Raw genomic sequence first — 23,410 nt, forward strand, 5'->3', positions numbered from 1 at the left:
GGGCTTTGACGAAAATCTCCTCGCCGATCGACAGCGTGATCGGCCCGTCCAGCATCTGCTTCGCAGCCCAAAGGAAGCGGTTCATCCTATCGGAATTGTTGTGCGCATCGAGTGCGGCCTGATCCGCGAAACGGCCGATCACGGTAAAGACCGTGGGTTCGTTGCGATCCTGCACGATGCGGAATTCGATCGTGGCGCTCTCCTCGTCCCGCACGCTTTCGGCAAGATCAAGCAGCGCCTCCCGGATGGCCCGGTCATAGCCCGGCTTGGCGCGCAAAATGGATGTATTGGCAATCATGAGCGGAAGCGAGAATGGCACAGGCCACTGCGCCTCGCAACGCGCCCCCGGGGAAAGCCGGAAGCTTAGGTCCGGCGGTGGTTGAGGCGCAGAAATTCGACGATCGGCGCGACCATGTATCTCTGGATCGCGGCGCTCGTGTTTCCGAGAAATGTGGGAACGCCAAAACGGGTTTTGTGCATCGAGACCTCCATCTGTGCTCCGGCGGATCCTCCGAGCGGCGAAGGCCGCTCGATCTGCCGTGCTGCACCGCAACATAAACCAATGCGGAAGGACGATTCAAACGTTATAACGGTTTTAGTTCGCTATAACGTATCTCGGTTTTTCGGGGAGCCATGACGACGCGCATAACGGCTCCTGCCCCTCGCCTATCACAATGTGCCATGTTGATAGCGGTCTATGGCGCTTCGCTGGTAACCCGCTGGTTGGCAAAGGCCGGCATTATCGGCTCCTGTGCCATCGCCTGGTATGAGATTGTGGCGGCGCCCATGCTACGCCGGCGCCGCGGGGGCGTGAGCGTGCCAGAAGGGATCGACATGACGATCAAATCGAAGGATTTCAAAGTTGGTGCGGGTGACGAGGTCGATCTCAGCAAATGGCCGACCGTCGTGGAGCCGTTCTACAAGTCGAAAAAAGACTACAAGAAGTTGCTCGAAGATCACGTGAAGCGGCTCAGCGCGCTTCAGCAACTCCATTACGCGTCCAATCGCTATGCCGTGCTGCTGATCTTTCAGGCAATGGATGCGGCCGGCAAGGACGGGGCGATCAAGCATGTCATGTCCGGGGTCAATCCCCAAGGCTGCCAAGTGTTCAGTTTCAAGCATCCAAGCCCGACGGAGCTGCAACACGACTTCCTCTGGCGCACCACCCGCGATCTGCCGGAACGCGGACGGATCGGTATCTTCAACCGCTCCTACTATGAGGAGGTTCTAATCGCTCGCGTGCACCCTGACATTCTGCTTGGTGAGGGATTGCCTGACGCGCTGATCGCCGGGAAGGCGATCTGGCAAGACAGATATCGGTCTATCGTCGACCTGGAGCGGCATCTCCACACCAATGGCACCCGCATCGTCAAATTCTTCCTCCATCTGTCCAAAGATGAGCAGCGCAAGCGTTTCCTTGCCCGTATCGACGATCCGGACAAGAACTGGAAGTTCAGCACGGCGGATATCGAAGAGCGGAAATTCTGGGATCAGTACAGGACCGCTTACGAGGATTGCCTTGGCGCCACCAGCACAAGCGACGCGCCCTGGTACGTCGTTCCCGCGGATGACAAGGAGAATGCCCGCCTCGTTGTCTCCCAGATCGTCCTCGATACGCTGGAAGGGCTCGATATGGCCTATCCAAAGACGAGCCCCGAACGCCATCAGGAATTGCTGTCGATTCGCAAGCAGCTCGAGGCCTAAGAGCCGGGGAAGGCATGACGCCGCACGCCCCACGCACCAGCGAATGCTGCCAGATGCGCGCTCATGGCACGAAGGCGTTAGTCCCTCAGGACCGCCCCGATGCGATCGCGCGACGCATCCGCGCTCGGTGACGTGATGCCGCTAGCCTGTGACGTCGGCATCCGGACGATCATCTCCGAGAGCGATTTCCTCGTGCCAGACGCCGCTTTCATCCTGATATTCGATATGGGTCGTGTTGCCGGGTATGTGCTGCTCGGCGGCGACCCGCTTCGCGGCCGTCATTGCTGCGGTCTTGCTGGGAAAGGACTCGGAAAACACATCGCCGAGTTTATAGGCCCATCCACCGTCATGCTGGACAACCTTGTAGTGAATTTTGACCATGGATCAGACCTCGATAGACGTTGAACGGGCGCCTTGGCACCTCTCTTAGCGCCCAATCGCCGGCGCAGCCTAGCCAATTGCTGCGCCGGCAAGGGCCGTCTCCCGATCAGGCGAGATCGAAGCGATCGAGGTTCATCACCTTGGTCCAGGCCGCGACGAAATCACGCACGAATTTCTGTCGCGCATCGCCGGAGGCGTAGACTTCCGCAATGGCACGCAGCTGCGAATTGGACCCGAAGACGAGGTCCGCGCGCGTTCCCATCCACTTCACCGCACCAGTCGCACGGTCATGCCCCTCGAACACGTCCTTGGTGTCCGAGATTGACTTCCACTCCGTCCCCATATCCAGGAGATTGACGAAGAAGTCGTTGGTCAGAGTTCCCGGCCGGTCGGTGAGAACGCCGAGCTGCGACTGGCCGTGGTTTGCGTTCAACACGCGCATACCGCCGAGGAGAACCGTCATCTCGGGCGCCGTGAGCGTCAGCAATTGCGCTCTGTCGATGAGCAGCTCTTCCGCAGGAACACTGCCACCCGCCTCACGATAGTTGCGGAACCCGTCGGCTTTCAGCTCCAGCACCGCGAAGGATTCAACATCGGTCTGATCCTGGCTCGCGTCCGTGCGGCCGGGGGAGAAGGGAACATTGGTTTCCACACCCCCCGCGGCCGCCGCACGTTCCACAGCCGCCACACCGCCGAGCACGATGAGATCAGCCAGCGACACCCGCTTGCCGCCTGTCTGCGCCGTATTAAATGCCTGCTGGATCGCCTCAAGCTTGGCGAGCACCTGCGCGAGCTGCGGCGGCTGGTTGACCTCCCAATCCTTCTGCGGCGCCAGGCGAATACGCGCCCCATTGGCGCCGCCCCGCTTGTCGGACCCGCGGAAGGTGGAGGCCGAAGCCCAGGCCGTCGTCACAAGTTCGGCCACGGAGAGGCCGGACTCCAGGATCTTTGCCTTCAAGGCAGCCACATCCGCATCATCGATCAGCGGATGATCGACCGTGGGCACCGGATCCTGCCAAAGCAGTTCTTCGGTGGGGACTTCGGGGCCGAGGTAGCGCGAGCGCGGTCCCATGTCGCGATGTGTCAGCTTATACCAGGCACGGGCGAAGGCATCCGCGAACGCCTCCGGATTCTCGAAGAAACGACGCGAGATCTTCTCGTATTCGGGGTCGAAGCGCAGTGCCAGATCGGTCGTCAGCATGGACGGCGCATGGCGCTTTGATGGGTCATGCGCATCAGGCACCGCGTTCGCGCCGGCGCCATTCTTCGGTGTCCACTGGTGAGCGCCGGCCGGACTTTTCGTCAGCTCCCACTCATAGCCGAAAAGATTTTCGAAAAAGTTGTTGCTCCAGGTCGTGGGCGTCTCGGTCCAGATCACTTCGAGACCGCTGCCGATAGCATCTCCGCCCTTGCCGGAGCGATAGCTGCTCTTCCAGCCCAGACCTTGTTCCTCCAGGCCGGCCGCCTCGGGCTCCGGGCCGACAAGGGTCGCATCACCCGCGCCATGGGTCTTGCCGAAGCTGTGGCCACCGGCAATGAGGGCCACGGTCTCCTCGTCATTCATCGCCATGCGCGCGAAGGTTTCCCGAATGTCGCGCGCCGCTGCCAGCGGATCGGGATTGCCGTTCGGCCCCTCGGGATTAACGTAGATGAGCCCCATCTGCACGGCAGCGAGCGGCGTTTCCAGATGCCGATCCCCGCTGTAGCGGCGGTCGCCGAGCCAGGTATCCTCCTTGCCCCAATAGACGTCCTCTTCCGGCTCCCACACGTCAACGCGCCCGCCGCCGAATCCGAAGGTTTTGAAACCCATCGATTCCAGCGCACAATTTCCGGTGAGGACCAGCAGATCGGCCCAGGAGATCTTGTTTCCATATTTCTGTTTGATCGGCCAGAGAAGCCGGCGCGCCTTGTCGAGATTGACATTGTCCGGCCAGCTGTTCAGCGGCGCGAAACGTTGCGTCCCCGCCGAAGCGCCGCCCCGGCCATCGCCGATCCGGTAGGTGCCGGCGCTATGCCAGGCCATGCGGATGAAGAGCGGCCCGTAATGGCCGAAATCCGCCGGCCACCAGGGCTGCGAATCCGTCATCAACGCGAACAGGTCCTTCTTCAGCGCCTCATAATCCAGGCTTTTGAAGGCCTCGGCGTAGTCGAAGGTCTTGTCCATCGGGTTGGAGAGATCGGAGCGCTGGTGCAGCAACCACAGATTGAGCTGCTTGGGCCACCAATCCCGGTTCGAGCGGCCTCCGAAAAGCGCCGTCGGCACGGTGCCGTGTACGACCGGGCACTGGCCTTCGGTCTGGCTACCTGTTCCGTCCATGTCATTCTCCTTCTTTTCTTGTTTTATCGCGGCAGATTGCCGCGCAGGAGCGTCATGAGAAAAAGATGTGCTGGCTGCACAATGTTGTAGCGCCTAATCGGCCAGCCACGGACATCAGACGATTTCTCAGGCCCGCCTTCTCATGCGCTTGGTTCCTGCATGTCCCTGCTTGCAGCAAGGTAGCAGAGGGCAGAGAATGGAGGGAAGCTAAGAAACATAATCGAACCAATAAACAAAAACTATGGCGCGAATCAGGACGATTCGATGAACATCAGTAATCTGCGCTACCTCCTTGCGATCATCGAGCATGGCCATTTCGGCCGCGCGGCCGAGGCTTGCGGCGTCAGCCAGCCGACGCTCTCGGTTCAGGTCCGTAAACTGGAAGACACGCTCGGCATCACACTGCTGGAGCGGAACAGCCGGATGGTCGTCCCCACGGTCGCTTGCGAACGGGTCCTGGCCCATATTCGTGCGACCGTCATGGAGGCGGATCTGATCGTGGCGGAGGCTCGCAGCCTGCGCGATCCCCTGGCCGGGCGTTTCCGACTCGGCATCATACCGACACTCGCCCCCTATCTCCTGCCGCTGATTTTCGCTCCGCTACGCGAAACTCTGCCGCAGCTCGACATCGAGCCCTGGGAAGACCAGACCACCTCTCTCCTCAAGCGCCTGCGAGCAAACGAACTGGACGCCGTCTTGCTGGCGACCGAGACGGACGGCACCGATCTGGTCAGCCGCCGGCTTTTCTCGGAGCGCTTCCTGGCGGCCCTGCCGCCCCTGCATCCCCTGTCCTGCCGCGATGTCATCGCGGAGGCGGATCTTGGCCCCGATATTCTCGTGCTGACGGACGGCCACTGCCTCCGTCAGCAGGTTCTGGCGGCTTGCGGGCAGCGTGGCGCGACCACCGGCACCTTGCGTGCCGCCAGCCTCGCCACCTTGCTAAATATGGTGGCCGCCGGTTACGGCACGACGGTGATTCCAGCGCTCGCCGCAATTCCCGCGGAGGAAGCGGGCGTCGTTCTGCGGCCCCTAGCGACACGGACGAGCCGGACGATTCGCATCGCCTGGCGTGCGAGCTTTCCGCGCCGTGCGGCGGTCGAGGCGGTGGCTCAGGTCATCGAGGCCCGCCTGCACAACTTTACGATGGAAGAGGATCATGTCCCGGCCTTGATGGGGACCGAGAGCCTGTGCTGAACGTTGCCGGGAGTTTTCGCGCTTGAGCGATCATGACTTTCTCCGAGCAGATCTTTAAGAGAAACCGGAGACCGATGGCGACATCGGCCACGAGAGTGAGCCGGATTGGCAGACAGGAGCCCCCATGAGCAAGATGATCCATTCCATGATCCGCGTCCTGGACGAGGCGCGTTCGGTGAAATTCTACGGCGACATATTCGGCCTGTCGGTGGCCGACCGCTACCAGTTCGAGGGCTTCACCCTGGTTTATCTGCGAGGCGAAGGGGTCAGCTTCGAGCTCGAACTGACCGTCAATCACGGCCGTCAGGAGCCCTATGTGCTCGGCGATGGCTACGGGCATCTCGCCGTCGCGGTCGAGGATCTGGCCGAGGCGCATGCGCGCATGACAGAAAGCGGTGCCACCTGTACCGAGCCGCGCGACATGGCGCATGACGGGCAGAAGCTTGCCGCCTTCTTCTTCGTCACCGACCCGGATGGCTACAAAATCGAGGTTCTGCAGCGTTTCGGGCGGTATTCCTGACGACCCTGCACGACGCTTCCGCCGACATGCAGATCCGCCTTGCCGCACCGGAAAAGAGGGCATGATCACCATGGTCAGGCCGCTTAAACCAAATCAACACTCCCATCACGTTGCCTTGGCAACACTTTCCTGGAGTTCGATTTTTTCTGAAGCGTGAAGTACCTCATCAAAAATCTCGTGATGTGGCCTAGCGGCTTCGTGAGGTGAAATAGGGCTAAAAAACGTCAGCCTGGGTCTCCTTATGAAGGTCAGCGCGCAATCAAGCGCCAATACAATTGGAGACACATCATGCGTCACCTGCGTATCATCATGACCGCCGCTGCCCTCACCGCCCTTCCGCTCGCCAGCAGCTTCGCGGGTAACGGGTCCGACACGCCGCCTCAGACTCAGGGCGCCGCCGTGCCGGGCGCCTCCACGAGTTCCGGGTCCTCGTCCAACGTCACCTCCATGACGACCAACGGCACGGCCGGCGGCGGCATGACGACCAAAAGCGGCACCAAAGCCGGTGGCATGTCGCAGAAGAACCCTGTGATGTCGACCGGTGCAGCGCAGACCAACGGCTGAACCCGCTCGCCCGATCCCGGCATCGTCCCGGATACCGGGATCGGGTTCGTAGATCGTGAGCGTCAGCGCCCAAGGCTTTGTGATCAAGGGCGGATTTGCCTAAGCTCTCCCCGTGCGGGGAGAGAGGCTGACGATGATCGAACGCTATAACGACCATGCAGCCAACGAGCGCACCTTCCTTGCCTGGGTGCGCACCGCCCTTGCCATCATGGCCTTCGGCTTTTTGGTCGAAAAATTCGACCTTTTCCTGGAAGTGGCCGCCGCGTCCCTCAACCAGCCGAACTTTCCCCTCGGCGGACGCATCATCGGAGATGTGGCCGGCCTCGCCCTGATTGTGCTTGGCGCCGTTCTGATGGTGGTCTCAGCCGTGCGCTACCGCGCGGTACGCCGTGCAATCGCGGCGGCGGACATTCAGCAGAGCGGCGCCGGGCACGGCGACCTGCTGCTTGTCGGCCTGCTGGTGACACTCGGCTGCACCCTCTTCGTCTATCTCATCTATACGGTCGCAAAAACACTGTAGACTTAGGGCCGGTTCAGGGCCGCTCGCCGCGCGCGAGCCGCCCCTCGATCTCGAACAATACCGGCATGAGATCCGCGACACCGTCGATCACGTAGTGGGCGCCAGCGGCATTCAGACGGTCGATGGCGGCCGCGCGGCGGGCCACAAAATCGGCCGGTGCCAACGCCTCCGTCTCCTCCGCCGAGAGGCCGAAGACATTGCCGGTGACGGCAACGCCCACGGACCAGGCACCGGAATTGGTGCCTTCGGCGACACCCACCTCGGTATCGTCCACCTTCACCGCTCGCCAGGCCGGATAGGATTCGAGTTCCGTCAGCACGCGCCACATCAGGAACGGGCTGGGCCTTCCCTGGGGCGCGTCGCCGGTACAGGCCATGGCATCCGCGGTGAAGCCTTGCGCGGCCGCGCGGGGCAGAATGCGGTCCATAATCTCGCGCGTATAACCCGTGGTGCTGCCGATCTTCAGCCCCAGGGCGCGGATCGCTGCCGCCGTCTCGGCCGCACCGGGGATGAGATCCGCGTGATCCGCCGCGACCGCGATGTTCTTGGGCACGAACACCTCATAGACCGCGTCGATATCATTCTCGCCCGGCACATGGCCGTGGCGCGCTTCCCAAGCAGCGGCGATACGCGGCATGGCGAGAAGGGCTGCGACATGCGGGCGCTTGGCCATTCCCATGGGAATGCGCGCCTCAGCGATCGTCACCGCCACGTCGAATTCCGCGAATGCCTCCACGAAAGCGCCCATCGGCGCGCGCGAGCCGTAGTCCACCACCGTGCCGGCCCAATCGAAAACCACAGCCTTGAGATGGGTGAGAGACATGTCATTCATCCGTTTCTTGTCATGGACCGTGCCGAAAGGCGCGAGAGACCCGTCAGCACGATGAGGGTGGCGAAGCCGAGAAGAGCGGTCAGCGTTGCCGCGTCGAAAATGGCGCCGCGGTCGGAGAGGGCGAAGATCTGCACCGGCAGCGTTACCCAGCCGGGGGGGTAGATCATGATGGTCGCGCCCAGCTCACCCATGGAAAGCGCGAAGCTGAGCGAGAAGGCCGAGATCAGATAGGGGCTGAGCAAAGGCAGGGTCACCCGGCGCAGCCGGTAGAAGGGCCGGGCGCCGAGGCTTTCGGCGATCGCCTCGCATTCCACGGGGATGCGGGCAAGACCGGCGCGGAGATTGCCATAGGTGAAGGCGCTGACCAGCACGAAATGCGCGACGAGCACGATCCAGGGCGTGCCGTTTAGCAAAAGCGGCTTCTGGCTGAAGGCCACGAGCAGACCGAGACCGACCGAGACCGAGGGTACTGCGCTCGGCACGAAGAAGACGGCATCCAGCACCCTCGCGCCGCGACGCGGGAGACGGCGTAGCGCCAGCGCCGCCCAGGCGCCCGAAACGAGGGCCACGACACTCGCGATCAGGCCCGTCATCAGGCTCGTCGTCAGGCTGGCAAGGGAGTCGCCCTGAAACGCCGCGGCGTAATGGTCGAGCGTCAGCGCCGAGGGCAGGACGTTGTTCCAGGTCCGGGTAATGCTGGCGAGCAGGATCACGCCGATCGGCAGGCCGTAGACCACCAGAAAGAGCGGCACGACCACCGCCCAGATCGCGATCCGCGCGCTCTTAGACCAGACGAGCATGACTGCCTGCAAACTGACCGACGATGCTGCGATAGAGCGTATAGAGACCCAGCGAAAGCAGGACGTTGACAACCGCGATCGCGCAGGCGCCGGTGTAGTCGAACTGCTGGATGGCCTTCTCATAGACCAGCATGGGCAGGGTGATGACATCCTTGGCCCCGATAAAGAGCACAATGCCGAATTCATTCACCGTCAACAGCAGACAAAGGCTGCCGCCCGCGAGCAGCGCCGGCAAGGCAGCCGGCAGGATGATGCGGGAGACGATGCGGAACGGCTTGGCCCCCAGGCTGCTGGCCACTTCGAGCTGCGCCATCTCCATGGTGGCGAAGGCGGCGAGCAACGGCCGCATGACGAAGGGGGTATAGACCGTGATCTCCGCCAGGATCACGCCCCATTGCGAATAAAGGAAATCGACCGGCGGCAGGGGAAGCGCGAAAACATGCATCAGGCCTTCGTTGAGCAGTCCCGCCGAGCCGTAGACGAAGGTGAAGGCGAGCGTCACCAGAAAGGTCGGCAGGGCGATGATCGTGTCGATCACCCGCGAGGCGAGCCGCGCGCCTGGAAAGGGCACAAAGGCGATCGTGAGCGACAGGATGAAGCCCAGTACGAGGCAGCCCGCGGTGGAGGTGAGCGCGATGGTGATGGTGTGCTCCAGCCCGCGGGTGAATTGCCGCGAGCCCAGCGCCTCGAGAAAGGACGGCACGCCGTCAGCGAAGGCGGAGCCCGCGATCAGCGCCAGCGGATAGAAGAAGAGCAGCAGCAGCACGAGGAGCGGCGGCACAATCCAAAGCGAGAGACCGGCCCGTAAGCCTCGCCGCGGTGCGGCCAGGGTGAGGTCAGACATGGGGGCGATCCTCGGGCACCAATGTCACCTCGGAGGGATCGAAGAAGAGATCGAGCTGCGCGTCGTAGCCTGGGGGGCTCGGCATCGGCGGGCAGGTGAGCCGCAGCGTCTCGCCCCCGACCTGCACCGTGACATGCAACGCATCGCCCTGCCATTGCGTGGCGGTGACCGTCGCCCTCAGCTGGTTGGTGAGGCCCGGGCCAGGGGAGAGGCGCAGGTGATGCGGCCGGATGCAGAGAAGCGCGGCGCCGGCGCCTAATCCGTGCGGATTGTGGGCGCCGAGCCTCGCATCCCCGAAGGTGATGGTGCCGCCGCCCTGATGCATCACCGGCAGGAGATTGGCCCGGCCGAGGAATTCGGCCGCGAAACGGCTGGGCGGCGCTTGGAAGAGCGCCTGCGTCTCCCCGAAGGCCTGCAGCCTGCCGTCTTGCATGATGCCGATATGGTCGGCGAGCGTCAGCGCCTCGCTCTGGTCATGCGTAACATAAAGCACGGTGAGTTCGGGAAGATCGCGATGCAGCTTGGCGATTTCCTCGACCATACTGCGGCGGATCTGGGTATCGAGGGCGGAGAGCGGCTCGTCCAGCAGCAGGACCTGCGGCTTCACGGCCAAGGCCCGGGCGATCGCCACACGCTGCTGCTGGCCGCCCGAAAGTTCGCGCGGAAGGCGCTTGGCATAGCGCGCCATGCCAACCAGTTCCAGACATTCAGCCACCCGCCCCGCGATCAGGCGGCGGTCGGCCCCCTGCGCGCGCAGACCGAAGGCCACATTCTCCTCCACCCGCATGTGGGGAAAGAGAGCGTAATTCTGCACCACCATGCCGATCTTGCGGTCATAGGGCGGCAGATCGGTCACGTCCCGGTCGCCGATCAGGATACGCCCGCTGGACGGCCGCACAAAACCCGCAACCGCGCGCAGCGCCGTCGTCTTGCCCGAGCCTGACGGCCCGATCAGGGCGACGATCTCGCCCGGATGGACCGTCAGATTCAGGTTGGAGAGAACAGTGAGGCCGCCGTAGGCGACGGAGACATCCTCGAACTGGATCCGGCTGGCGCCGGCGGCGGTCGCGACCCGCGCGACAGTCTGCGCGGCGACGTGCGACCCGGTCCCCATAATGGCGGCCTCGCTCATCAGTTGGCAGTCGCGTCGTTATAGGCGGAAACGTCACTCTTGAGATCGGCAAGGATCGCCGACCAATCGGGCGACCAAACGGTCACACCCTGCATCATGGCCTGCATTTTCTGGTAGTTCGCGTCAGTCGGCGTCACGTCCGAGCGCACCGGGAGACCCTGCGCTACGGTGCTCACCGTTTCCTGCGCATCCTTGCTAAGCAGGAAGTCGATCAGCTTCTTTCCGTTTTCGCTGTGCGGAGCACCAGCCACGAGGCCGATATAGTAGGGTAGCGCGAAGGCGGTTTTGCGACCATCGGGGCCGGCGGGGAAGAAGACCTTCACATTCGGATTATCGGCCGACTGCGCCAGGTTCATCTGCAGATCGCCATTGGCGACATAAAGCTCGCCCTTGTTGACGAGAGCGGTGAGCTTACCGGTGGAGGCCGAGGGGCCGCGATTATTGGCCTGCAGCTTCTTCAGATAGTCCAGACCTGCCTGCTTGCTGCCGAAGGAATGAAAGACCTGCAGCATGAAGGCGGTGCCGTCACCGGCCTGACCCGGGGTCGAATATTGCAGCTTGTTCTTGAATTTGGGGTCGAGCAGATCGGCATAGCTCGCCGGGGCCTGCTTCTGCACATCTGCGTTGTAGATAAAATCCGGATAGTTGTTGACCATGGCATAGTAATCGCCCTTGGGGTCCTTGTCCGCCGCAGGGATCGCCTCCGCGCCGGCCGGCGTGTAGGAGGCGAGCAGCCCGTCGGCCGCGGCCTTCTGCATGAAGGGCGGCAGCGTCACGAGAACATCGGCCTGGGTATTGGATTTTTCGCGCGCGAGACGATCGACCACGCCGCCGGAACCGCCCTCGACATACTGCACTTTGATGCCGGTCGCCTTTGTGAAGGCGTCAAACTCCTGGGCGAACCAGTTCGGGCTGCCGTCGTGCAGCCCGTCCGCGCTGTAAATGGTGACAACCCCCGACGCGGCATGGGCAGAGCCTGCCAGGGTTACAAAGAGAAGGCCCGCTGCCAACGAAAGTCCTGCGCGCATGACTATGCCTCTTTTTGGGAGGAGCGGGCCTGCGGGCGATCCGCGAGCCATATCCCCGTGGTGCCGGCGATGGCTTGCCGCTTGGCGCAGATCATTTGCGTGAATGGGAGAGTAAGTAAAATCTATTTAATTTATGAAATCCAAAAAGAAACTTATGCACCCTTGATAGTCCTAACACGAACTCACGTGAATTGACACAGTATTGTCACACAACTCAGCTGGGCATCCTGCTTATTCTATGCGCAGATTGGAGAGTTTTTGCGACCGCAGGCGCGGATCGTGCGAGCGGATTGTGACAGGCCTTCCTGCCAGAATCTCGTCGCAGCGCGCCAGCGTATCCTGCGTCAGGCGGCGCATGGCCTCCACCGTGAAAAAGGTGAGATGCGGGAAGAGGATGACATCGGGACGCCCGAAAAGCGGGCTCATCACATGCCCTTCTCTCGCCAACGGCTCGGACGAAAACACATCGAGCCCGACACCGCCGAGTTGGCCGGCCAGCACCGCCTGCACCAGCGCCGCCTCGTCGATGATGGCGCCACGCGAAGCATTCACCAGGATCGCCGATGCGGGAAGGCAGGCGAGCGCCGCTGCGTCAATCAGCCCCCGCGTCTTGTCATTCAGCACGGTGTGGATAGAGACCATGTCGCATTGTCGCAGCATGGCGTGAAGGTCGGAAACCTTCTCGACGCCCACCGCCGCCATCGTCGCCTCATCAACGCCAGGATCGCAGGCGAGCACGCGGGCGCGAAAGCCTTGGCCCGCCATGCGCGCCATGCTGCGGCCAATGCGCCCGAAGCCGACGAGCCCCAGCGTCGCGCCCGCAATGTCGCGGCCGAGCCAGCGGCTCTCCGGCCAAATCCAGCCCTGCTCCTGCATGGCGCCACCGATGGCGGGCAGGCGCTTCATCAGCGCGATCATCAGGGCGAAGGCGCCTTCCGCGACCGTCTCCTCCGCGTATTCCGGCACATTCACGACCGGAATGCCGCGGGCCGAAGCGGCCGGGATGTCGATCGCGTCGATCCCGACACCGTATTTCACGATGCCACGGAGCCTGGGGGCAGCGGCGATCACCCGCGCGGTCACGGGCGTATAGCACATGAGCAACAGGTCGGCGTCCGCGACCGCCGCGCAGAGCGCGTCCTCGCCGATGCCATCAGGGAGGATGACCAGATCGACGCCACGGGCCCGCAGCCCGGCATCGATCTCCGGGCATTCCAGTTCGGCGTCCGTACGAACGGCTTTCATCGGCTTTCCTCCAGCACTGCGTCCGTCACGATGGTCAGCGCCCGGTCCAGATCGGCGCGCGGGATCACCAGTGGGGGCGAAAGAGTGAGCACATTGCCCTGGCTGATCTTGAAGCTCAGCCCCGCTTCCAGGCAGCGGTAATAGATGCGCTCGGCCCGCGCATTGTCCGGCGCCATGCTCTCCCGATCAGTCACGATCTCGACGCCGAACAGCAAGCCGCGCCCGCGCACATCGCCGACATGGGCCGAGCGGCCCATCAATTCGCCCATGCGGCCCAGCGCATGGGCACCGAATTCTGCCGCCCGCTCCACCAGACCGTCGTCCCGAATGATGGCGATGGTGGTGAGCGCTGCCCGCGCGGTGACGGGGTTCTTCTCATGCGTGTAATGGCCGATGGCGTAATCCCCCGCGACATCGAGATCGCGCCGGGCGATGCAAGCGGCAATCGGCAGGATTCCGCCGCCCAGCGCCTTGCCGACAACCAGGATATCCGGCGTCACGCCATCATGTTCAGAGGCGAAGAAACGCCCCGTCTTGCCCAGGCCGGTCGGGATCTCGTCGAAGATCAGCAGTGTGCCATGCCGGTCGCAGGCTTCGCGCACGGCGCGCCAGAAGCCGGGCGCCGGCGGATTGGGGGTCGCCCGCATCGGCTCCGCCACCAGGGCCGCGAAATCCCCTTCGCGGCCCAGCACGTAGGAGATCATGCTGGCGCAGGCACGCGCCGAGTCCTCCAGGGAATTGGTGCCGTAAGGGCAGTGGTGGCTGGCCCAGGGCGCGACATGCTCCGTGCCCGGCAGCAGAGGCCCCGCGATGCCGGAGCGGAAGGTTGCCTCACCCCCTACACTCGCGGCCCCGAACCCGGCACCGTGAAAGGCATCCCAAAAGGAGAGCGTCTTGAAGCGCCCGGTGGCAGCACGGGCGAGTTTCAGTGCAACTTCTACCGCGTCCGAGCCGCCGGTCGTGAAGAGCACCTTCCCCAAATCGCCGGGGGCGAGGTCCGCCAAAGTCTCGGCCAGTTCCACCGCAGGTTCGCACGTGAAGCGGCGTGGCGCGAAGCTGAGGTCGTCCATCTGCTTGGCGATCGCCGCCTTCAGGCGCGGATGACCGTAGCCGATGTGATGAACGCTGTTGCCGTGGAAATCCATATAGCGCCTGCCGGCAGTATCCTCGATCCAGATGCCCTCGGCACGCGCAATGGCGGTGAGGCAAGGGCTGGACAGGCTTTGGTGCAGGAAGGCGGCCGCGTCCCGCCGCAGCAGCGACTGTGTTCTTGCGTCATCAAGACCGGCAGACCAACGCTCGCGCGCGTCCGATCGGTTCGATTCGCCTTCGGTATGGACAATGGACATGGGGCGCGTCTCCGATCAGGCGGCGAGGCGCGCGCGTTCCGCGATCGCCTCCTGCGGGGGGGCAGCGCTTGCGACCCCCATCTCGGCGAGGGAGGCGCGTGCAGCCTCCACCACCCGGCGCATGACAGGCTCATCCATATAGCCGATGCAGCCGACCCGGAAACTGTCCACGACCGTCAGCTTGCCGGGATAGATGATGAAGCCCTTATCCTTCATCAGCCCATAAAACCGGCCGAAATCGAAATGCGGATCACCTGGGCAGAAGAACGTGACGATGATGGGCGAAAGCCAGCGGTCCGGCAGCAGCGTCTCGAACCCTGCCTGCCGCATGCCGGAAACCAGCATATCGCGGTTTGCAGCATAGCGTGCGCCGCGCGCGGCGACCCCGCCTTCCGCGCTATGCAGGCGCAAGGCCGTGATGAAGGCGGCGACCACATGTGTGGGTGGCGTGAAGCGCCACTGCCCGGTCTCCTCCATCGCGCGCCACTGCGCATGCAGATCGAGACTGAGGGAATGGCTGCGACCTTTCGCCGCTTCCAACTCGGTCTTGCGGGCAATGACGAAGCCGAAGCCGGGCACGCCTTCGATGCATTTATTGGCCGAGGAGACGATGGCCTCGTAGCGGAAATTCGTCGCAACGGCGCCGAAGGCGCTCATGGAATCGACCAGCAGCTTTCGCTCTGCGTCATAGACCGCTTCCGATATCTCGGCCACGGGATTCAAGATTCCTGAACTCGTCTCACAATGCACGACGGTCACATGGGTGATGGCGGGATCGGCCGCGAGCGCGGCGGCGACCTCCCGGCCGCGCGGCGGCAGATAGTCTCCCTTGTCGATCACCACATGATCGCGCCCAAGATAGCCGAGGATTTGTGCGGCCCGCTTGCCATAAGCGCCATTGGCGAGAACGAGGACCTTGCCCTCCTTCGGCACGAAAGAGGCGAGCATGGCCTCCACCGAGGCCGTGCCGCTGCCCTGCATCGGCACGCAGTCGAAGTCTCCGGCGTCATCGCCGATCATGGCGAGGAGAGAACGGCGCAGCTCTGCCGTGAGCGCGCGGAAATCCGCGTCCCAGGAGCCCCAGTCCCTGAGCATCGCCTGCTTGACCGATGCGGACGTGGTCAGCGGACCCGGCGTCAGCAGGTAAGGCTCGCCGCGTGCCGGCGGCGGAAAGGGCTCCGTGATCCGGTCAAAGGTCGCAGCCGACATGGGGGTCTCCATCCGAAGGATCGTTCCCGCACCATCCGACAGTTAGGAGCATCTGAAAAATCGCTATTTTGGATTGAATCATAAATTTCATCGATGTCCGGGCGCGGGCAAGCTATTTGCATCGAGAAAATCGTTCGGATCGACTGATCCATTGACCCTGCTTACTGAGGACGCCCATGCGCTACGTCCAGCTTCGCGCCTTCCACTATGTCGCGATTTATGGCGGCTTCTCCCGCGCCGCGAACGAATTGCTGCTGACCCAGCCCGCCATCTCCGACCAGGTGCGCAAGCTGGAGGAGGAATACGACATTCTCCTTTTCAGCCGGCAGCGCAAGCAAGTGGTGCTGACACCGGCGGGCGAGCAGCTTCTCGCCATCACGCGGCGAATGTTCGAGACCGAGACCCAGGCGCTGGAGTTGCTCTCCGAATCCCGGGCGTTGCGGTCGGGCCGGCTCTCCATCATGGCCGATGCCGTGCATCACGTGCTCCATATCCTCACCGCCTTCCGGCTCCAGTATCCGGGGGTCAAGGTGGTTGTCCGCAGCGGCAATACCGAGACGGTCACCAAGGCACTGATGAGCTACGAGGCGGATATCGGTGTGATCGGGGACATGCCGCCGATGCGCGATACTGAAGTCATCCATCTGAATTCGAGCCCGATCGTCGCCTGCGTGGCCGTGGGGCATCCGCTGGCGGCCGCCGGATCGGTGAGCCTTGCCGACCTCCACCCCTATCCGCTCGTGGCCCGCGAACAAGGGTCAAAAACGCGCAAGAAGGTGGAGGACGCGGCGCATGCCAGGGGCATCACGCTCAGCTTCGCAATCGAGGCCGAGGGACGGGAAGCGATGCGCGAGATCCTGGCCATGGGCCTCGGCGTCGGTTTCGTGTCGGAGGCCGAATTCGGGCATGACCCTCGGCTTGTCCGGCTCCCCATCGACGGAACCCCGATGGCAATGGACGAGGTCATGATCTGCCTGAAGGAACGCGCCGAGGCCAAGACGATTCGCGCCTTCCTGAAAACGGCACGCGGGCTGGAGACGGCACCAGCACATCGCGTCATTATTGACGCGTAAGAGAGACTTGTCCAATCCTGCCGAATTAGCCATAACCATGACGTAACGATAGAGTTCTTACTCTCATTTTGGACCCGGGAGGCTACTCGAAAGCAATCGATTTTCAGGATTTCGACCCTACCGAGAAATCCAGCTATCGCATCGTGCCCATCCTTTCCATGGACCAAAGCATGGATAACGAACTGCAACGGGATAACCCATGCCTGCAGCTTTAGACGTCATTACTGAATTCTCAAATTCTTATTCTATATTTAAGTCGAAACCACAGATTACGGTGTGTCGTAACGCTGTCTACATGCCTCTCACCACCGTTCCGCCGGATCTTGATCCCAATTGGGGAATATACGATGAAGATGGTCTTCTTGTGGCCGCATCGTCACTTGCGAAAGGTCCTATCAGAAGAACCGTAGGACAGTCGTTCTTTCAGGATCTGAGCAATATCGAACTCGCACAAGCGCCAGCGGAAAAGTACATCTATGGCGGGTTCATCGTGAGCCACTACGGTCACTTCTTGATGACGACTCTGTCGCGGTTCTGGCTCAGTACGGAAGAAGACTTAGCCAGTTACAGAATTCTCTGCCATGGAGCCGGGTCACCGCAAGGTTGGTTTTCACATCCTTTCATTAAAGAAATTTTCTTCTCATTGGGCTTAACCGAGGAGAATTTTGTCTCATTTGATACGCCAACGGTTATCCCTCACTGCATCATCCCAAGCAGCAGCTGCGTGGAGCACTTCTACGCCCACCAGGTTTTTTCTGATTTAGGGAATAGTATCGGCAGCAAGCTCACCGCAAATTCCACTTCGCAAAACTATGGAAAGCTAGTTTATTTCTCCAAGCATCTTTTGTCTCGTGGCGTGCAGGGACTCGTTAACGAAATCGAACTCTGCGAGCATCTGGACCGTGCCGGGGTGGAGATTCTTTTCCCCGAGCGTCTGTCCATATCGCAGCAAATTTCAGTTTACCAGGACTACGCTGTAGTCATGGCCTGCGTTGGCTCGGCCCTCCATACCTCCATATTGACAAAACCATCGGCGAGTCTCGTTTGCCTCAGTCTCGCCGATCGCATCAACTCAAACTACGGCCTCATCGATTCTGTGAATGGAAATCGATCTATCTACCTTCATCCCGAAGTGCAGATGGTGGAAAGAGCGCCGGATTCGCGGTTTGACGCGCAAGTGCGGCTACTCGACCCCAAAAATGTGGCCGAAGGCATGTTGCGGCACGCTGACCGACTGATGTCCAGCAAAGAACCGCCCCCCCTAGCACGACAATCGAGCCTTGCCACCAAGGTCGCGATCGGAAGACAAAACAGTCTGATCAACAGTTCAGACCGATACAAAACGAATTTTTTTCAGGATATCTCTGGAGACCCCGAGTTCATCCCCGTCATCGCTTTCGCCCACGCAGCTTTCACCGGCGATGTGGAAAATAGCTTGGGTGCAATCTGCTCCTTGCCACCTGGCCACAACATCCAGGGCTTTTGGATTGACCCCTCTTGCTGTCGAGATTTTGATCTTTGGTATCGTGCTCAATCCGCCGATGGGAAGTGGTCCGAATGGATGAGTGATGGTGCGTTTGCCGGCACGAGAGGACTGGGAGAAGATCTGATCGGGTTTTCGGTTAAGATAGGAGAACGACTTTGTAACAGCCTTACCCTGACGCTGATCGGGAGGTTCGACCCGCACAGGGACGCCATCCTCGTCTCGGGAGGCGAGAATTGCGTCGATCCTTCGAGCGAGCAACATGCACTGTCCGGATTTCAGCTGATCCTGCGATCAAAGCCGCTGGTCATTGCTTCCTTATGACATATGCCAAATTCTCTTCGATAATGTGCAGTCAGAAGCGAGTGAACGGCGCCAGCGGGCCTGTGGATAAGGACGCCCCCCAATCTCGAAACCCAGGACGAAGCCTTAGGAGCGAATAATTCGTCAGCGATCTTAGGAAATTTTCTTGGCGACGCCCCACTTGTGCCGCTCAGGTGGCACGGAAACAACCTTAGACAAATAGTGTTTCACTTTTTGAGATTATACCGAATGGCGGCATCTTCGCCGAGAATCGGGATATCCAGGCTGCATTCAAGCGGCTAGAGACCTTAGAAGTGAAGAAAAGCCGGGAGGATGCCATGACGCTTTTCCGCCGCCTGCGGGCTGCTGCCATGCTGGCGGCCCTCCGTGCTGCCATCATACTCATCCCGGCCGCCCACGCCCAGGATGCCCCAGACGAACTCGCTCTTCCCGGTCTGCAAAGTGACGCCGCAACCTTTCAGAGCAGGATCGCGGCCGCCTATCCCGCGGGCGTCCCGGCGGCGAAGCTGACGCAGGCCCAGACGGATGCGCTCGCGGCGTTGAAGGCCCAGGATTATGTCCGCGCCATCCCGGCCATCAAGACGATCCTTGCTGCACAACCGGAGCAGGACGCGGCAGCGCGTTGGCAACTCTGGCTCGCCCTTGCCGAAGGCGAACTCGCGCTCTCCCCGCCGCAGCCGAAAGAGGCACTGGACGCCGCCTGGATCGCCTTCACGACCGTCGACACGAGGAGCGCCACCGCCGCCGCCGATCAGGCCAGGGCACTGAACGTCATGCGCCAGGCCTTGGCCATCCTTAAGGAACCAGTACCCGAAGTGCATGTTCTGGCCGCCATCGCCCGGCGCCAGCCGAAGGATAGCAAAACCCAGGCCGAACTGACCCGCCTCCGGCAGGAACTCGGCCTCGTCTTCGACGGACTCACCACCGATGCGGAATCCTTCCCGACCCGTGCCTGCATCCGCTTCCTGGGTGATCCGTCATCCTCACCCGACTTCCACCCGGGGGACTGGGTAAGCTTCGATCCGCCCGTGAAGGACGCGGCTGTCACACTCGAAAGCCGGCAGATCTGCGTCACCGGTCTCGCCGCGGGAACGACCACCCGGGTCATTTTCCGCCATGGCATGCCGGGCGACGGCGGGCTCTCCATGCAGGCGGACACGGTGGTGCCGGTCGCGATGCCCGACCGCTCGCCGCGCCTCGTCTTCGACGGCGCCCGCTACCTGCAACCGAAAAGCGACCAGGCAACCGTCGCGCTCGACAGCGTCAACCTTTCCGCGGTGAAGCTGCAACTCGTGAAGATCGGTGAGCGCAACCTGCTGCATGTGATGCAGACCTATCCGCCCGGCGCCAGCGGGATCGACAGCTACGGCGCGCAGGATCTGGCGCAGAATCAAGGCAAGACCGTCTGGACGGGAAAGGCCGACGTCGCGCATTTCGCGCGCAATGCCCTCAACCATACCGTGCTGCCCCTGCCCGCGGCGCTGAAGGAAGCCGGCCTCTATGCCTTGATCGCGACGCCCGGGGACGGCACGCCCTTTGCCGATGGCGGGGCGCCGGGCGCCGTGCAACTTATTCTACGCACCGATCTCGCCCCGACCCTTTGGCACGGCGCCGATGGCGATACCGTGCAGATCCGCAGCTATCAGAGTGGCCTGCCGGTGCCGGCCGTGACCGTCGATGTCATCGCGCAGGACAATTCCATCCTGGCGACGGCCGCGACCGATCATGATGGCATTGTCCGTTTCGCGGCCCCGCTTCTCGCGGGCAATGGCGGGCAATCCCCCGCCGCCCTGCACATCCATGGAGCGGACGGAGATTTCACCCGGCTGGATCTCGCGGCCCCCGATTTCGACCTGTCCGACCGTGGCGCTTCAGGCCTGCCGCAGCCGGGGCCCATCGATCCCTTCATCTGGACCGATCGCGGCATCTATCGGCCAGGCGAGACAGTGCAGGTCATGGCCTTGCTGCGCGACGAAAGCGGCGCACCCACCGACCTGCCGCTGCACCTCATCGTGACCCGGCCCGATGGTCGCGTATTTCAGGACAGCGTGCCGCCGCGCGCGGCCGGCGCCTCGATCCATCAGGCGGTGACCCTCTCCTCCGGCGCGCAGTTCGGCACCTGGGACATCGCGCTCAAGACCGATCCGAAAGGCCCCGCGATCACCGACCAGACATTTCAGGTCGATGCTTTCGTGCCGCCGCGCCTCGCGGTGGAGTTTGCGCCCAACACGCCCAAGGTGCTGGAACCTGGGCAGACCACCGGTCTGCCGGTCGATGTCCGTTTCCTCTACGGCGCGCCGGGGAACGATCTGTCGGGCTCCGCCAGCGTCAATATCCTTCCTGATTCACAGCCTTTCCCGGACTTCACGGCGTTCCGTTTCGGCCTGAGCGAAGACACCTTCTCGGGCAACCAGACGCAGACCGATATCGCGGCGACCGACGATCAGGGCCATACGTCGGTCCCCGTTGATCTCTCCAAACTGCCGGATACGAGCGTCGCCCTGCAGGCCCAGATCACCGCCACGGTGAATGACCCGGCGGGCCGCAGCGTCGCGGCCACCACCACCCTGCCGATCCGCCCGGCCTCCGCCATGATCGGCATTGCCGAGGATTTTTCAGGCGATTCGGTCAATGCAGATACAAGCGCCGGCTTCCGCATTGTCGCCGTCGGGCCCAACGGCAAGCGCGTCGCGATGCCAGTGCAACTCCGCCTTGTGCGGCAGACGCCGGACTGGCGCCTCTCAGTCGCCAACGGTCAGGCGCGCTACGAGACCGTCTGGCGGGATGAGCCCGTGGACAGCCAGGACATCACGCTTCCGGCGAACGGAGCGCCGCTCGCCTACAGCAAATCCCTGCCCTTCGGCCGCTACCGGTTGCAGGTGCTTCAGGCGAATGGCGGCATCGCGGCCAGTTCCGTCATCTTCTATTCCGGCTGGGCCTTTGGCGACAATCCGGATGTCCCGGCCCGTGTCTCCGTCCGCGCCGACCGCGATCATTACGAGCCGGGCGATACCGCGCTGATCCATGTCGAGGCGCCCTATACGGGCCCCGCCACCTTCCTGGTCATGACCGACCGGGTAAAGCGGCTGATCGACCTCACCCCATCCTCGCCCAGTTTCGACGTGCAGATTCCGGTGACGTCCGATTGGGGACCGGGCGCCTATGTCGGTGTCCATGTCTTCCGCCCCGGCACGCCCGCGACTGACACGGCGAAGGCCGTTGCCCCGGCGCGCGCCATCGGCCTCACCTGGGTGGCGCTCGATCCCAAATCCCGCACGCTGCCGCTTTCGATCCAGACCAAGCCGATCTATCGGCCGCGCACAACCGCGATCTTCTCAGTCAAGAGCACGCCCGGCGCCTGGATCACGCTCGCCGCCGTTGATGAGGGCATCCTGGCCCTGACCAATTTCCAGTCACCCAATCCCCTGGCCCATTTCTTCGGCAAGCGCATGCTCGGCGTCGGCATTCATGACGATTTCGCGCGGCTCCTGGCGCCCGCAGGCGATGCCAACACAATCCTTCGCCAGGGCGCGGGCGGCGATATCGATGTCTCCTCCGCGCCCATTCCTCAGAAGATCGTCTCGCTCTTCGCAGGGCCGGTGCAGGCGGGGCCGGACGGCATCGCAAGCTTCCCGCTCGATCTCCCCGATTTCGACGGCACCCTTCGCCTCATGGCAGTCGGCTGGGACGGCAACAGAAGCGGCAGCCTTTCGACGGACATGGTGATGCGGGAGCGCGCGATCGTGGAGCCTCTGCTGCCGCGCTTCCTGGCACCGGGCGATCAGGCGCAGATCGGCATCATGATGCAGAATCTGGAACTACCGCCTGGTCAGTTCGCCCTCCATGTCACAGCCTCGGACGGTCTTGGCCTGACGGGCGGCGACCCTGCCCCTGTTATTCTCGCCGCCCAGCAGCGGCTGGTTGTGCCCATCGCGCTATCCGCCAATGCGGCGGGGATGGGGGACCTGACCGTGACGGCGGAGGGCCCCGGCGGGTTTCACGTGAAGCATGACACCCGCATCAGCATCCATTCGGCGCGGCCCGCGGTCGCCCAGGTGACGCCACTCAGCCTGCCCCCGGCGACGACCCAGACGATCAAACCAGATGCCTCCGGCTTCATCCCTGGCACCTGGACGGCCAGCGCCACCTTCGGACTCGGCGTTCGATATTCCGCCGCAGCCATGGTCCAGGCGCTGGAGGACTATCCGCTGGACTGCCTGGAGCAGCTGACCAGCCGCGGCCTGCCACTCGCCATGCTGCAAGGTGCTGCGGCAGGGCCGCAACCGGCCGCTCATCTGCAGCAGGTCGTCTCGGCGCTCGGCGACCGGCAGCGCTATGACGGCTCCTTCGGCCTCTGGTCCGCCAATGGCGAGGCCCAACCCTGGCTGACGGCTTATGCGACCGACATGCTGCTGCGCGCGGCGCGGGCGGGGGCCGCCGTGCCGCAGCCGATGGTGGATCAGGCGCTTGGCTGGCTGACCTCGGAAGTGGCGCAGCCACCCTCGAGCCCGGATGACTACGCGGCCCAGGCCTACGCCCTCTATGTCCTTGCGCTGGCCGACCGCGCTCCGGCCGGGGCAATCCGCGTGGCCGCCACCGATCTCGCGAACGAGCCCACGCCGCTCGCCCGTGCCCAGATCGGCGCGGCACTCGCCCGGCTTGGCCAGGCCGACCAGGCGCGCGCCATCTTCACCGACGTGCAGGCCGACCCTGGACGCCGGCCCTGGGACGGCGACTACGGCAGTGCGCTCCGCGATCAGCTGGCGACCGCGGTGCTCATCGCCGAAAGCGGCCTGATGCCGAACCGCCTCGCTGGCATCCGACAGGCACTGCCCGGCCCTGATCTCAACCCCGACACGCTCAATACCCAGGAACAGGCCTGGGCCGGGGC

General features: G+C 63.0%; 19 protein-coding genes. 8 read left to right on the forward strand and 11 right to left on the reverse strand.

Annotation, left to right across the window (positions count from 1 at the left end; genetic code table 11):
• Window positions 1-319 (reverse strand): putative quinol monooxygenase (locus VL752_RS03720; protein ID WP_325352398.1); only part of this gene is annotated, 319 nt, incomplete at its 3' end.
• Between the two features lie 362 nt (window positions 320-681).
• Here VL752_RS03720 and VL752_RS03725 point away from each other — a divergent pair.
• On the forward strand, window positions 682-1,704 hold the full coding sequence (locus VL752_RS03725) for an ADP-polyphosphate phosphotransferase (protein WP_325352399.1): 1,023 nt from the start codon (window positions 682-684) through the stop codon (window positions 1,702-1,704).
• A 141-nt stretch (window positions 1,705-1,845) separates the two neighbouring features.
• On the opposite strand, the gene VL752_RS03730 is transcribed toward VL752_RS03725, so the two are convergent.
• Both VL752_RS03730 and katG read right to left on the reverse strand, forming a co-directional pair.
• Window positions 1,846-2,085, reverse strand: a complete 240-nt coding sequence (locus tag VL752_RS03730) for a DUF2188 domain-containing protein (protein ID WP_325352400.1) — start codon at window positions 2,083-2,085, stop codon at window positions 1,846-1,848.
• A 106-nt stretch (window positions 2,086-2,191) separates the two neighbouring features.
• Window positions 2,192-4,402, reverse strand: a complete 2,211-nt coding sequence (gene katG, locus VL752_RS03735; protein ID WP_325352401.1) for a catalase/peroxidase HPI — start codon at window positions 4,400-4,402, stop codon at window positions 2,192-2,194.
• A 264-nt stretch (window positions 4,403-4,666) separates the two neighbouring features.
• Here katG and VL752_RS03740 point away from each other — a divergent pair, with 264 nt between their 5' ends.
• The 4 genes from VL752_RS03740 to VL752_RS03755 all read left to right on the forward strand — a co-directional run bounded on the left by VL752_RS03740 (window position 4,667) and on the right by VL752_RS03755 (window position 7,200).
• Window positions 4,667-5,596, forward strand: a complete 930-nt coding sequence (locus tag VL752_RS03740; RefSeq protein ID WP_325352402.1) for a LysR substrate-binding domain-containing protein — start codon at window positions 4,667-4,669, stop codon at window positions 5,594-5,596.
• A 124-nt stretch (window positions 5,597-5,720) separates the two neighbouring features.
• Window positions 5,721-6,116, forward strand: coding sequence for a VOC family protein (locus tag VL752_RS03745; RefSeq protein ID WP_325352403.1), 396 nt, complete (start codon window positions 5,721-5,723; stop codon window positions 6,114-6,116).
• A 288-nt stretch (window positions 6,117-6,404) separates the two neighbouring features.
• Window positions 6,405-6,680: a hypothetical protein gene (locus VL752_RS03750; RefSeq protein WP_325352404.1), complete on the forward strand. Its 276-nt coding sequence runs from the start codon at window positions 6,405-6,407 to the stop codon at window positions 6,678-6,680.
• A 133-nt stretch (window positions 6,681-6,813) separates the two neighbouring features.
• On the forward strand, window positions 6,814-7,200 hold the full coding sequence (locus VL752_RS03755; RefSeq protein WP_325352405.1) for a YidH family protein: 387 nt from the start codon (window positions 6,814-6,816) through the stop codon (window positions 7,198-7,200).
• A gap of 13 nt (window positions 7,201-7,213) precedes the next feature.
• Here VL752_RS03755 and phnX read toward each other — a convergent pair whose 3' ends face one another.
• The 8 genes from phnX to VL752_RS03795 all read right to left on the reverse strand — a co-directional run bounded on the left by phnX (window position 7,214) and on the right by VL752_RS03795 (window position 15,639).
• A complete protein-coding gene (phnX, locus tag VL752_RS03760) occupies window positions 7,214-8,023 on the reverse strand; it encodes a phosphonoacetaldehyde hydrolase (protein ID WP_325352406.1) in 810 nt (269 codons plus the stop codon).
• Between the two features lie 5 nt (window positions 8,024-8,028).
• Complete coding sequence (locus tag VL752_RS03765; protein ID WP_325352407.1) at window positions 8,029-8,832, reverse strand: ABC transporter permease subunit; 804 nt, start codon at window positions 8,830-8,832, stop codon at window positions 8,029-8,031.
• A complete protein-coding gene (locus VL752_RS03770) occupies window positions 8,816-9,676 on the reverse strand; it encodes a 2-aminoethylphosphonate ABC transporter permease subunit (RefSeq protein ID WP_325352408.1) in 861 nt (286 codons plus the stop codon). Before VL752_RS03770 ends, VL752_RS03765 begins: the two co-directional genes overlap by 17 nt.
• Entirely contained in the window at window positions 9,669-10,808 is a 1,140-nt protein-coding gene (locus VL752_RS03775; RefSeq protein WP_325352409.1) for an ABC transporter ATP-binding protein, read from the reverse strand. The genes VL752_RS03770 and VL752_RS03775 overlap by 8 nt, the downstream gene beginning before the upstream one ends.
• Window positions 10,808-11,836 (reverse strand): 2-aminoethylphosphonate ABC transporter substrate-binding protein, encoded by a 1,029-nt coding sequence (locus VL752_RS03780; protein WP_325352410.1) that lies wholly within the window; start codon window positions 11,834-11,836, stop codon window positions 10,808-10,810. Before VL752_RS03780 ends, VL752_RS03775 begins: the two co-directional genes overlap by 1 nt.
• Before the next feature lie 231 nt (window positions 11,837-12,067).
• Window positions 12,068-13,081 carry a 2-hydroxyacid dehydrogenase gene (locus VL752_RS03785; protein ID WP_325352411.1) on the reverse strand — a complete coding sequence of 338 codons (1,014 nt, stop codon included), beginning with the start codon at window positions 13,079-13,081 and terminating at the stop codon, window positions 12,068-12,070.
• A complete protein-coding gene (gene pbfA / locus VL752_RS03790) occupies window positions 13,078-14,430 on the reverse strand; it encodes a (R)-1-hydroxy-2-aminoethylphosphonate ammonia-lyase (RefSeq protein WP_325352412.1) in 1,353 nt (450 codons plus the stop codon). Before pbfA ends, VL752_RS03785 begins: the two co-directional genes overlap by 4 nt.
• Before the next feature lie 15 nt (window positions 14,431-14,445).
• Window positions 14,446-15,639 carry a 2-aminoethylphosphonate--pyruvate transaminase gene (locus VL752_RS03795; protein WP_325352413.1) on the reverse strand — a complete coding sequence of 398 codons (1,194 nt, stop codon included), beginning with the start codon at window positions 15,637-15,639 and terminating at the stop codon, window positions 14,446-14,448.
• A 176-nt stretch (window positions 15,640-15,815) separates the two neighbouring features.
• On the opposite strand from VL752_RS03795, the gene VL752_RS03800 reads away from it, so the two are divergent.
• From VL752_RS03800 to VL752_RS03810, 3 genes are all read left to right on the forward strand, one after another.
• Window positions 15,816-16,712, forward strand: coding sequence for a LysR substrate-binding domain-containing protein (locus tag VL752_RS03800; RefSeq protein WP_325352414.1), 897 nt, complete (start codon window positions 15,816-15,818; stop codon window positions 16,710-16,712).
• A 295-nt stretch (window positions 16,713-17,007) separates the two neighbouring features.
• Entirely contained in the window at window positions 17,008-18,519 is a 1,512-nt protein-coding gene (locus VL752_RS03805; protein WP_325352415.1) for a glycosyltransferase family 61 protein, read from the forward strand.
• A gap of 317 nt (window positions 18,520-18,836) precedes the next feature.
• A partial coding sequence (locus VL752_RS03810; protein ID WP_325352416.1) for an MG2 domain-containing protein occupies window positions 18,837-23,410 on the forward strand: 4,574 nt, incomplete at its 3' end.

It is taken from the genome of Acidisoma sp., from assembly GCF_035492295.1.
Classification (GTDB): domain Bacteria; phylum Pseudomonadota; class Alphaproteobacteria; order Acetobacterales; family Acetobacteraceae; genus Acidisoma.